Annotated in this window: 12 protein-coding genes; 11 read left to right on the plus strand and 1 reads right to left on the minus strand. The window is 69.2% G+C overall.

What is annotated here, in order from left to right; all coding sequences use genetic code 11:
* Positions 1-146 precede the first annotated feature (146 nt).
* The 9 genes from DFQ15_RS04050 (at position 147) to DFQ15_RS04090 (ending at position 8,002) form a co-directional block, all read left to right on the plus strand.
* Positions 147-1,370, plus strand: coding sequence for a pyridoxal phosphate-dependent aminotransferase (locus tag DFQ15_RS04050; RefSeq protein WP_110464730.1), 1,224 nt, complete (start codon positions 147-149; stop codon positions 1,368-1,370).
* 79 nt (positions 1,371-1,449) lie between these two features.
* Positions 1,450-2,811: a homoserine dehydrogenase gene (locus DFQ15_RS04055; RefSeq protein WP_110464731.1), complete on the plus strand. Its 1,362-nt coding sequence runs from the start codon at positions 1,450-1,452 to the stop codon at positions 2,809-2,811.
* A gap of 53 nt (positions 2,812-2,864) precedes the next feature.
* On the plus strand, positions 2,865-3,122 hold the full coding sequence (locus tag DFQ15_RS04060; RefSeq protein ID WP_110464732.1) for an AbrB/MazE/SpoVT family DNA-binding domain-containing protein: 258 nt from the start codon (positions 2,865-2,867) through the stop codon (positions 3,120-3,122).
* Positions 3,119-3,523, plus strand: coding sequence for a type II toxin-antitoxin system VapC family toxin (locus DFQ15_RS04065; RefSeq protein ID WP_110464733.1), 405 nt, complete (start codon positions 3,119-3,121; stop codon positions 3,521-3,523). Before DFQ15_RS04060 ends, DFQ15_RS04065 begins: the two co-directional genes overlap by 4 nt.
* Positions 3,520-5,031 carry a threonine synthase gene (locus DFQ15_RS04070; protein ID WP_110464734.1) on the plus strand — a complete coding sequence of 504 codons (1,512 nt, stop codon included), beginning with the start codon at positions 3,520-3,522 and terminating at the stop codon, positions 5,029-5,031. The genes DFQ15_RS04065 and DFQ15_RS04070 overlap by 4 nt, the downstream gene beginning before the upstream one ends.
* A 60-nt stretch (positions 5,032-5,091) precedes the next feature.
* A complete protein-coding gene (gene mobB, locus DFQ15_RS04075; protein WP_259292609.1) occupies positions 5,092-5,646 on the plus strand; it encodes a molybdopterin-guanine dinucleotide biosynthesis protein B in 555 nt (184 codons plus the stop codon).
* A gap of 203 nt (positions 5,647-5,849) precedes the next feature.
* A complete protein-coding gene (locus DFQ15_RS04080) occupies positions 5,850-7,142 on the plus strand; it encodes a molybdopterin molybdotransferase MoeA (RefSeq protein ID WP_110464735.1) in 1,293 nt (430 codons plus the stop codon).
* Between the two features lie 40 nt (positions 7,143-7,182).
* Positions 7,183-7,437 (plus strand): MoaD/ThiS family protein, encoded by a 255-nt coding sequence (locus DFQ15_RS04085; protein ID WP_110464736.1) that lies wholly within the window; start codon positions 7,183-7,185, stop codon positions 7,435-7,437.
* Between the two features lie 85 nt (positions 7,438-7,522).
* A complete protein-coding gene (locus DFQ15_RS04090) occupies positions 7,523-8,002 on the plus strand; it encodes a molybdenum cofactor biosynthesis protein MoaE (RefSeq protein WP_110464737.1) in 480 nt (159 codons plus the stop codon).
* A 120-nt stretch (positions 8,003-8,122) separates the two neighbouring features.
* Here DFQ15_RS04090 and DFQ15_RS04095 read toward each other — a convergent pair whose 3' ends face one another.
* The gene (locus tag DFQ15_RS04095) at positions 8,123-8,734 is read right to left on the minus strand and encodes a MarR family winged helix-turn-helix transcriptional regulator (protein ID WP_110464762.1); all 612 of its coding nucleotides are present in this window, start codon (positions 8,732-8,734) and stop codon (positions 8,123-8,125) included.
* Positions 8,735-8,810: 76 nt separating this feature from the next.
* On the opposite strand from DFQ15_RS04095, the gene DFQ15_RS04100 reads away from it, so the two are divergent.
* Both DFQ15_RS04100 and DFQ15_RS04105 read left to right on the plus strand, forming a co-directional pair.
* Entirely contained in the window at positions 8,811-9,752 is a 942-nt protein-coding gene (locus DFQ15_RS04100) for a tripartite tricarboxylate transporter substrate binding protein (protein ID WP_233504257.1), read from the plus strand.
* Between the two features lie 151 nt (positions 9,753-9,903).
* On the plus strand, positions 9,904-11,136 hold the full coding sequence (locus DFQ15_RS04105) for a flavin-dependent oxidoreductase (RefSeq protein ID WP_374940999.1): 1,233 nt from the start codon (positions 9,904-9,906) through the stop codon (positions 11,134-11,136).
* Positions 11,137-11,335 lie beyond the last annotated feature (199 nt).

Consider the following 11,335-nt stretch of genomic DNA (forward strand, 5'->3'; position numbering starts at 1 on the left):
GGGGGCGGGAAGTGGGGAGCGTCGGAAAAGCGGGGCGCCAGCGCGGTCGCGCGCGTCGGCGGGCACCGCGGCGGGCCGGCTTTGCACGTGGCAAACTGTGGTTCAATTATAGGTTTCCCCGCTGCCGCCCGCCCTCCGGAGGAACCTTGAAGGCCATCCAGAAATCCGCCAAGCTCGCCAACGTCCTCTACGACATCCGCGGCCCCATAATGGACCGGGCCAAGCAGATGGAGGAAGAGGGCCAGAAGATCATCAAGCTCAACATCGGCAACCTGGCGGTGTTCGGCTTCGATGCGCCGGAGGAAGTGCAGCAGGACATGATCCGCAACCTGCCCAACTCGGCGGGTTATTCCGACAGCAAGGGTATCTTCGCGGCGCGCAAGGCGGTGATGCACTACACCCAGGAGCAGGGCATCGCGGGCGTGACGCTCGACGATATCTACCTGGGCAACGGCGCCTCCGAGCTGATCGCGATGTCGACCAACGCGCTGCTCAACGACGGCGACGAGCTGCTGCTGCCGATGCCCGACTATCCGCTGTGGACCGCCTCCACCAGCCTGTCGGGCGGCACGCCGGTGCACTACCGCTGCGACGAGGCCGACGGCTGGATGCCCGACCTCGACGACATCCGCGCCAAGATCACGCCGCGCACCAAGGGTATCGTGGTGATCAACCCGAACAACCCGACCGGGGCGCTCTATTGCACCGAGCTGCTCAAGAGCCTGGTCGACATCGCCCGCCAGCATGGACTGGTGCTGTTCGCCGACGAGGTCTACGACAAGGTGCTCTACGACGGCGTGCGGCACACCGCCATCGCCAGCCTGTCGGAAGACGTGCTGACGCTCACCTTCAATTCGCTCTCGAAGAGCTACCGCTCCTGCGGCTACCGCGCCGGCTGGCTGGTGGTGTCGGGCGACAAGAAGGCGGCGCGCGACTATATCGAGGGCCTCAACATGCTCTCGAACATGCGGCTCTGCGCCAACGTGCCGGGCCAGTGGGCGATCCAGACCGCGCTCGGCGGCTACCAGAGCATCAACGACCTGGTCGGCCCCGGCGGCCGGTTGCGCCGCCAGCGCGACCTGGCCTACGAACTGATCACCGCGATCCCCGGAGTGAGTTGCGTGAAGCCGCAGGCGGCGCTCTACATGTTCCCGAAGCTCGACCCTGCCGTCTATCCCGTAGCCGACGACCGCCAGTTCTTCCTGGAGCTGCTGCAGGAGACCCGGGTGATGCTGGTGCAGGGCACCGGCTTCAACTGGCCCGACACCGACCACTTCCGGATCGTGTTCCTGCCGCACGAGGACGACCTGCGCGAGGCCATCGGCCGCATCGCGAAGTTTCTCGAGAGCTACCGCAAGCGCCGCGCCTGAGCGGAGTGCCCCGGCCTTTTCCGATGGCGTCGCATGCGCGGCGCCGCATCCCGTAGTCGCAGCGTTCCCCGAGAGAGATATGAAACCGATTCAAGTAGGCGTGCTGGGCATCGGCACCGTCGGCACCGGCGTGTTCGAGGTGCTGCGGCGCAACCAGGAAGAGATCAGGCACCGTGCCGGCCGCGGCATCGAGATCGTGGCCGTGTCGCGGCGCGACCGGGCCAGGGCCCGCGAGATCGTCGGCGATTCGGCGCGGGTCGTCGAAGACCCGCGCGACATCGTCCGCAACCCCGGGATCGACATCGTCGTCGAGCTGATCGGCGGCTGCACCCTGGCGCGCGAGCTGGTGCTGGAGGCGATCGCCGCCGGCAAGCATGTCGTCACCGCCAACAAGGCGCTGCTGGCGGTGCACGGCACCGAGATCTTCGAGGCCGCGCACAAGAAGGGCGTGATGGTGGCGTTCGAGGCGGCCGTCGCCGGCGGCATCCCGATCATCAAGGCGCTGCGCGAAGGCCTCACCGCCAACAGCATCCAGTGGCTGGCCGGCATCATCAACGGCACCACCAACTTCATCCTGTCCGAGATGCGCGACAAGGGCCTCGATTTCGACGTGGTGCTCAAGGAAGCCCAGCGCCTGGGCTATGCCGAGGCCGACCCGACCTTCGACATCGAAGGCGTCGACGCCGCGCACAAGGCCACGCTGATGAGCGCCATCGCCTTCGGCATCCCGGTGCAGTTCGACAAGGCCTACGTGGAAGGCATCACCAAGCTCGGCGCGCGGGACATCCGCTACGCCGAACAACTCGGCTACCGCATCAAGCTGCTGGGTATAGCCAAGCGCCGCGGGGGCACGGGAGCGACCTCTGGCGAGGTCAGTGGCATCGAGCTGCGGGTGCATCCGAGCCTGGTGCCGGCCAAGCGGCTGATCGCCAACGTCGAGGGCGCGATGAACGCGGTGATGGTGCAGGGCGACGCCGTCGGCACCACGCTCTACTACGGCAAGGGCGCCGGCAGCGAGCCGACCGCCAGCGCGGTGATCGCCGATCTGGTCGACATCGCCCGCCTGCATACCGCCGACCCCGGCCACCGGGTGCCGCACCTGGCGTTCCAGCCCGACGCAGTCCTCTCCAACGGCGGCGACCTGCCGGTGCTGCCGATGGCCGAGACCGTCACCAGCTACTACCTGCGCCTGCGCGTGGCCGACCAGGCCGGCGTGCTGGCCAAGGTCACCGGCCTGCTGGCCGAGGCCGGCATCAGCATCGACGCGGTGCTGCAGCGCGAAGCCGACGAGGTCGCCGGCGAGGGCGCCACCCAGACCGACGTGATCATCCTGACCCACGACACCCGCGAAGGCGCCATCGACGGCGTGATTGCCCAGATGCAGGCGCTGCCGACGGTGCTGGCGCCGATCGTGCGGATCCGCAAGGAAGAGCTGGCTTGAAGCCATTCGGCAAGCGGTAATACAATTCGAGGTATTACTTTTCCGGAGATCCCATGGGTTACGCACTCACCGTTAAAAGCCAGGTCACGATTCCGAAAGCGATTCGCCAGCACTTGAAGGTAGCGCCGGGCCAGGAGGTCGAATATGAGCCGCTGCCCGATGGCAGCGTGCGCATGACGGCCGCCGTGCCGGAGAAGCGCGATGTGGAAGACATCCGGGCGGCCCTGCGGAAATGGCGGGGTACCGGGTTGCTGAAGCAGTCGACCGAGGAAATCATGCGATTCACCCGCGGCGAGGATGCGATGCGATGACCCTGGTCGATGCCAACGTGCTGATCGATCTGATCGAGGGTACGTCCGATTGGTATGGTTGGAGCGAAGAGCATTTGCTGCAAGCCGCATCGGCCGGTCCGCTTTTCATCAACGCGATTGTCTATGCCGAGATCGCCCGTGACTTCGAGAGCCAGGCCGACCTGGCGAGTTTCCTGCAGGAATTACGCATCGGCATCGATCCGATCGACCCGGATACGGCCTTTCAGGCGGCGCACGCCCATGCCCGCTACCGCATTGCGGGCGGCCAGCGCGCAGCAACGCTTCCCGACTTCTTCATCGGTGCACACGCCAACGTGCGGGGATGGGCTTTGCTCACACGCGACAGCAAACGCATCCAGACCTACTTTCCCGACGTGGCATTGATCTGTCCTCTCGCATGAACTACCTCTCCACCCGCGGCCACCCCGAGCGCAAGCGTTTTTCCGACATCCTGCTGGAAGGCCTGGCGCCCGACGGCGGGTTGTACCTGCCCGAGCATTATCCGCAGGCCGACGCCGCCACCCTCGCGCGGTGGCGCACGGTGTACGACACGCAGGGCTACGCCGCACTGGCGTTCGAGATCCTGTCGCTCTACATCGACGACGTTCCCGCCGCCGACCTGAAGGCGATCTGCGAGAAGACCTACACCCGGGCGGTCTTCGGCACGAAGGAGATCGTGCCGCTGCGCGAACTGGAAGACGGCGTGTACCTGGAGGCCCTCTCCAACGGACCGACGCTCGCCTTCAAGGACATGGCGATGCAGCTGCTGGGCAACCTGTTCGAGTACGAACTGGGCCGCCGCGGCGAGGAACTCAACATCCTCGGCGCCACCAGCGGCGACACCGGCAGCGCGGCCGAGTACGCGATGAAGGGCAAACAGGGCGTGCGCGTCTTCATGACCTCGCCCCAGGGTCGGATGAGCCCGTTCCAGCAAGCGCAGATGTTCAGCCTGCAGGACGCCAACATCCACAACCTCGCGATCGCCGGCGTGTTCGACGACTGCCAGGACATCGTCAAGGCGGTGAGCAACGACCTGGAGTTCAAGCGCAAGTACCGGATCGGCACCGTCAATTCGATCAACTGGGCGCGGCTGCTGGCGCAGGTCGTCTACTATTTCGCCGGCTACTTCCAGGCCAGCCGCGCACCCCAGGCCCCCACGCTCGGCACTGGCGTGTCATCGCTGCCCCCCGAGGGGGCGCATTCCGCCTCGGGGCGGCCCGGCGGCGGAACCGACCAGAAGGTCAGCTTCACCGTGCCGAGCGGCAACTTCGGCAACGTCTGCGCCGGCCACGTGGCCCGCATGATGGGCCTGCCGATCGCCCGGCTGGTGGTGGCCACCAACGAGAACGACGTGCTCGACGAATTCTTCCGCACCGGCGTCTACCGGGTGCGCGGCAGCCAGGACACGCACGAGACCTCCAGCCCGTCGATGGACATCAGCAAGGCGAGCAACTTCGAGCGCTTCGTGTTCGACCTGCTGGCGCGCGACGGCGACGAGGTGAGGCGGCTGTTCTCGGACGAATTGAACGCCCACGGCAGGTTCCACCTGCAAGCGCACGCCTCCTTCGCCGACGCCTCGGGCAAGTACGGTTTCGCCAGCGGCCGCAGCACCCATGCCGACCGCGTCGCGACCATCCAGGACACCTGGAAGCGCTTCGCGACGATGGTCGACCCGCACACCGCCGATGCGCTGAAGGTGGCGCGCGAGCAGCTGCAGCCCGGCGTGCCGATGGTGGTGCTGGAGACGGCGTTGCCGATCAAGTTCGCCGCCACCATCGTCGAAGCCCTGGGCCAGGAGCCGGAGCGGCCGAAGCAGTTCGACGGCATCGAATCGCTGCCCAAGCGCGTCGTGCCGCTGCCGGCCGACGTGGCCGCGGTGCAGGCCTACATCGCCCAGCACTGTGCCTGAGCCGCGGACGACCGTTTTGCGAGTCGAATCGTGCGCTGGCCGGCGTCCGGTGCCGACCTTTTGCTATCGATTCAGGAGCGTACGGTGAACGTGGTCGGCTTCGCCGGTTACTCGGGCTCCGGCAAGACCACGCTGCTCGAACCGCTGATCGCCCACCTGGTGGCGCGCGGCATGCGGGTGGCGGTGGTCAAGCATGCGCACCACCGCTTCGACATCGACCACGAGGGCAAGGACAGTTGGCGCCACCGCAAGGCCGGCGCCTGCGAGGTGCTGGTGGCGTCCGACGTGCGGTTGGCGCTGATGCGCGAATACCCGGCGCCACAGGAGCCGGAGGTGCACGCCCTGATCGCCGAGATCGACCCGACGGTCGATTGGGTGCTGGTCGAGGGCTTTCGCGGCAGCGACCTGCCCAAGGTCGAGATCTGGCGCACGCCGACCGCCGACTTCGCCGGCCACCCGGCGCGCTATCCGCAGGACGCCGCGATCTGCGCCGTCGCCACCGACCGGCCCGCGGCCCTGCCGGTGCCGACCGCGCTGCCGCTGCTCGACCTGAACGACGCCGCCGCCATCGGCGACTGGCTGCTGGCGCACGCGGCCCGCTTCGCTTACCCCTAGGAGGCTGCGCAGCAGAAGGCGTCGAAAGCGAAAAGCGGCCCCAGCGAGGACAGTTTTTGCCGGGCTCGCTGCCGCATAGCATGGCTATGGGGCAAGAAGCCGGTGAAAAATGGACCGCTGCGGTCGCTTTGCAGCCGACGATTCTTCTGCTGCGCAGCCTCCCAAATGCGCTAGCCCGGGGCGGATGCGCCGAAAATACCCGCATGACCTCCACCCCACCATCCCCTGCCGCGCCGCTGGCGCGCGGCGCGCCCCGCAAGACGCTTACCGCGCTCGACGACGCGCTGGCCGAGCTGCTCTCCTGCGCCGAGCCCCTGTCCGAAACCGAAAGCGTCTCCACCTTCGACGCCGACCGCCGGGTGCTCGCCGTCGACCTGGTCTCCGCCCTTCAGGTACCGCCGCACGACAACAGCGCGATGGACGGCTACGCGGTGCGCACCGCCGACACCGCCCGTCCCGGCACCGAACTGCCGATCTCCCAGCGCGTCGCCGCCGGCCAGGTGCCGCAGCCGCTGCGGCCCGGCACCGCCGCGCGCATCTTCACCGGCGCGCCGGTACCGCCCGGCGCCGACGCGGTCGTGATGCAGGAGAACTGCACCGCATTGCCCGCGTCCGCGTCCGCGGGCGCCGGTGGCGACGCGGTGCGGATCGACATCGCGCCCGCCGCCGGCCTGGCGATCCGGCGCGCCGGCGAAGACGTCGCCCGCGACGCGGTGGTGCTGCCGCGCGGCACGCGGCTCGACCCGGCCGCGCAGGGCCTGGCGGCCAGCATCGGCTGCGCCACGCTGACCGTGGCACGCAAGCCCCGCGTGGCGCTGTTCTCGACCGGCGACGAGCTGGTCATGCCCGGCGACGTGCCGGCCGACCGGATGCCGCCCGGCGCGATCTACAACTCCAACCGCTTCCTGCTGCGCGCCCTGCTGCTGCGCGCCGGCTGCGAGGTGACCGACCGGGGTGTCGTGCCCGACGACTTCGCCGCCACGGTCGAGGCCCTGCGCGGCGCGGCCGAGGCGCACGACCTGGTGCTGACCAGCGGCGGCGTCTCGGTCGGCGAGGAGGACCATGTGAAGCCCGCGGTGCGGTCGCTCGGCACGCTCACGCTGTGGCAGATGGCGATCAAGCCCGGCAAGCCCTTCGCGTACGGCCGCGTCGGCGCGGCGCATTTCATCGGCCTGCCGGGCAACCCGGTGTCGAGCTTCGTCACCTTTTTGATGCTGGTGCGGCCCTTCCTGCTCAAGCTGCAGGGGGCGACGCAACTGGCCCCCACGCCGCTGCCGATGCCCGCGCATTTCGACTGGGGCAAGGCCGAGCATCGACGCGAGTTCCTGCGCGTCGCGCGCAACCCCGCCGGCGGCTTGGAGCTGTTCGGCCACCAGGGCTCGGGCGTGCTGACCTCGATGGTCCGAAGCGACGGCCTGGTCGACAACCCGGCAGGCACCGCGATCGCGCACGGCGACACGGTGCGCTTCCTGCCGTTCTCGGAGTTGATGGGATGAAGCAAGCGCGCACCGCGGTGCGCCGGCACGAAGGTTTTTTATGAGCAAAGTCACGCTGCGCTTTTTCGCCTCGGTGCGCGAGGCCGTCGGCACCGGCACCGAGTTGCTCGAGACCGACGCCGCCACCGCCGGCCAACTGCGCGACGAGCTGATCGCGCGCGGCGGTGCCTGGGCCGAGAGCCTGTCGCACGACCGGGCGGTGCGGGTGGCGATCGACCAGGTGCTGAGCACCGAATCGGCGCCGTTGCGCGATGGAGCCGAGGTCGCGTTCTTCCCGCCGGTCACCGGCGGTTGATCCGCCCGCGCGGTGCCGCTCCGAACGGGCGGGGCATGCGTCATCCTGGACAGGCCGCCGTCGGGCCGGTGCCACAATCCGCCGCATGACGTCCCCACGCAGCGCGCCGCGCGTCTCGATCCAGACCGCCGATTTCGATCTCTCCGCCGAAGTGGCGGCCCTGCGCGAGGGCGACGGCGGCGTCGGCGCGGTGTGCAGTTTCGTCGGCACGGTGCGCAGCCGCAATGCCGGGGACGACGTGGCCTCGATGGAGCTGGAGCACTATCCCGGCATGACCGAGAAGTCGATCGAGGCGATGGTCGACGCGGCGCATGCCCGCTTCGACATCCGGGCGGCGCGGGTGATCCACCGGGTGGGGCTGCTGGCCCCCGGCGCGCAGATCGTGCTGGTGGCGGTCGGCTCGGCGCACCGGGGCGAATCGTTCCGGGCCTGCGAATTCCTGATGGACTACCTGAAGACCCGGGCGCCGTTCTGGAAGAAGGAGCAGACGCCCGGCGGCGGCCGCTGGGTGGATGCCCGCAGCAGCGACGATGCCGCGCTGGCCCGCTGGGGCATCGAATTCTAGCGAAAAGTGGGTGTAGCCGGCTATCCGCGCCGGCTTCCAGCTATCGAAAATGTAGCATCTGAGGGGCGACTTCCGTAGACGCTGCCCCGGGGCGTGCGGAGCGGGTCGCGCGGCCCCGCCTCAGCCCTCGTCGCCGGCCTCGTCGTCGTCCTCTTCGCCGGCGTCGGCCACGCCGGTCCGCACCAGCGGCGCGCGGGCTTCCGGCTCCAGTCCTTGCGTCATCAGCTCCAGCAGGTCGGTCAGCTGCTGCCGCTGATTTTGGCTCAGCGGCGCCATCAGCCGCTGGTAGGCGCGCTCGGCCAGGGGCTGCGCATCGGCCAGCAGGGCCCGGCCCGGTTCGGTCAGCGCCAGGTGCAGGCTGCGCCGGTTGTCGGGCGTGGTGCTGCGCACCAGCAGCTTGCGGGCTTCCAGCACCCGCAGCACCCGCAGCACGGTGACCTTGTCGAAGCCCAGAGCCCGCGCCAGACTGGCCTGGTCGAGGCCGGGCCGCGCCTGCAGTACCGTCAGCGCTCCGTACTGAGCGGGTGTCAGGCCGACCTCGCGACAGGTGTCTTCAAAGAGCGAGGCGGATATCTGGTGGGCGCGCCGCAGCAGGAAGCCGGGGCGGACATAGAGGCGGGCCAGGCTTTCGGCGGGCGTGGGGGCGCCCAGGATTCTCTCGGATGCAGACGCAGATGCAGATGCAGCAGCGGCTTCGGCAGAATGGACAGATCGCAAGTCTTGAGAGGTCATCATGGGCAGTGAGGTGGTGAATCGCCGGGAAGCCGCGCATTGTCTGGCAACAATGGTCGCCTTGGCGACAGGTGGCATGCCACTTGTGCTGTCCGCCCAGGACCCGCCGGCCGGCGGTGGCGCGCTGGCACCGCTGCGGCTGGTGGTGCCGTTCACCGCGGGGACCGGCATCGATTTGGTGGCCCGCAGCATCGGTCCGCGGCTGGGCGAGCGGCTCGGCCGCCCGGTGGTGGTGGACAACCGGCCCGGCGCGTCGGGCAACATCGGGACCGACGCGGTAGTGCGCGCGGTGCCCAACGGGGCCACGCTGTTGGTGACGGTCAGCACGCTGGTGATGAACCGCAGCCTGTATCCGCAGCTGCCCTTCGATCCGCTGAAGGACCTGGTACCGGTGTCGCAGACAAGCTGGGGCCAGCTGGTGCTGGTGGCGTCGCCGCAATCGGGCCTGCGCACCGCGGCCGACCTGCTGGCGGCGGCCCGTGCGCGGCCGGGCCGGCTCAACTACGCATCGCCCGGCGTCGGCACGCCGCACCACCTGGCGATGGAGCTGCTCAAGACCACCGCGCGGGTCAGCATCACCCACATCCCGTACCGCGGTACCGCGCCGGCGGTGACCGACCTGCTGGGCGGCCAGGTCGACGTGATGTTCCTGCCGATCCATGTGGCGCTGGCGCACCTGAAAGCCGGCAAGCTGCAGGGCCTGGGCATCGGCGCCGAAAGGCGCCATCCGCTGCTGCCCGACCTGCCCACGCTGCGCGAGGCCCGGGCCGGCGACGTGAACGTGACGATGTGGTACGGCATCTTCGCGCCGCCGCGCACGCCGCCCGAGTGGGTCGCGAGCCTCAACCACACGCTGCAGGGCATCCTGGCCTTGCAGGAACTGCGCACCGCCTTCCAGACCCAGGGCATGGACCCGATGGGCAGCACGCCCGAGGCGTTCGGGCGGATGGTCGCGGAAGATGCCGAGCGCTGGGCGCGGGTGGTGCGGACGCAGAACATCAAGCCCGAAGGGATTTAGCTCGCCCCCAGGCTTGCCCACTACGTGTGGCCGCCCACCCCTGCCGGAGGGCGCTACCGGCAGACCGGCGAAGCCGGAATCTGCGGTCGCCATGGAAATACGCTCTTTAATGAGTGGTCTTGGAGCTTGGCTCGATGACTGGAGGATGTGCGTGAAGCAGCGGATTGCGATCGTCGGGGGAGGGATCGGGGGCTTGGCGCTGGCGCTGGCGCTGCATGCGCGCGGCATCGGCAGCGAGATCTACGAGGCGGTGTCGGCGTTCGGCGAGGCGGGGATGGGAATCACGCTGCTGCCGCATGCGATGCGCGAGCTGGCGGCGCTCGGGGTGCAGCCGCAGCTGGAGGCGGCGGGCATCGAGAACCTGGAGAGCGTGTTCTACAACCGCTACGGCCAGTTCATCTACCGCGAGCCGCGCGGCCGCCATGCAGGCTATGCGCTGCCCGAGCTGGGCATCCACCGCGGCACGCTGCACCGCATCCTGTACGAGGCGGTACTGGCCCGGGTGGGCGCGGCCCATGTGCACACCGACCACCGCTGCGCCGGGGTGGAGCAGGACGCGAGGGGCGCCACGCTTCACTTCGTGCGCAGCTCCGACGGCGCACCGCTGCCGGCGGTGCGCGCGGCCACGGTGGTCGCCTGCGACGGCGTCAACTCCGCGGTGCGGCGCCAGTTCTATCCCGACGAGCGGCCGGCCTTCGCCGGCATCAACACCTGGCGCGGGGTGACCCGCCACCCGCCGATCCTCACCGGCAAGAGCTACATGCGGATCGGCTCGATCCAGACCGGCAAGATGGTCGTCTACCCGATCGTCGACGCGGTGGACGCCGGCGGCCTGCAGCTCGTCAACTGGGTGGCCGAGATCCAGCGCCCCGGTGCCGCGATGAACGACTGGAACCGGCGCGGCCGGCTCGAGGACGTGCTGCCGCTGTTCGCGGACTGGCGCTTCGGCTGGCTCGACGTGCCCGCGCTGATCGTCGGGGCCGACCATATTCTCGAATACCCGATGGTCGACAAGGACCCGGTCGCGCAGTGGACCTTCGGTTGCGTCACCTTCCTGGGCGACGCGGCGCATCCGATGTACCCGCGCGGCTCCGGCGGATCGGCCCAGGCGCTGATCGATGCGCGCACCCTGGCCGAGGAGCTGGCGCGCATGGGCGAGGGGGCCGACACCTGCGCCGCGCTGCTCGCCTACGAGGTTCGGCGCCGGCCCGCCACCGCCCGCATCGTCGAGACCAACCGCACCGTGCCGCCCGACTTCATCAACACCACCGTCGATGCGCTCAGCGGCGGGAGGCCCTTCGGCCATATCGACGACCTCATCAGCCAGAAGGCGCTGCGCCGCATCTCCGACGAATATAAGCAGGCGGCCGGCTTCGCGCTGTAGACCGAAAAATCCAGTGAGGAAGTGGCTCGGGCCGGTGTTCGGCGACGGCTCGTAGCCATCTTTTCGATGGCCGCACTCTTGCCCTGGGAGAGGGTGGGGGCGAGGGGCTCCGCGACCGGCTGATGATGGCCGAGGCTCCTTCTTGGCGCTGCGGCTGATGGGTGCGGAGGCGGGATGTCGCCCCCGCGGGCTGCGTCCC

The sequence above is a fragment of the Xylophilus ampelinus genome, assembly GCF_003217575.1.
Lineage (GTDB): Bacteria > Pseudomonadota > Gammaproteobacteria > Burkholderiales > Burkholderiaceae_C > Xylophilus > Xylophilus ampelinus.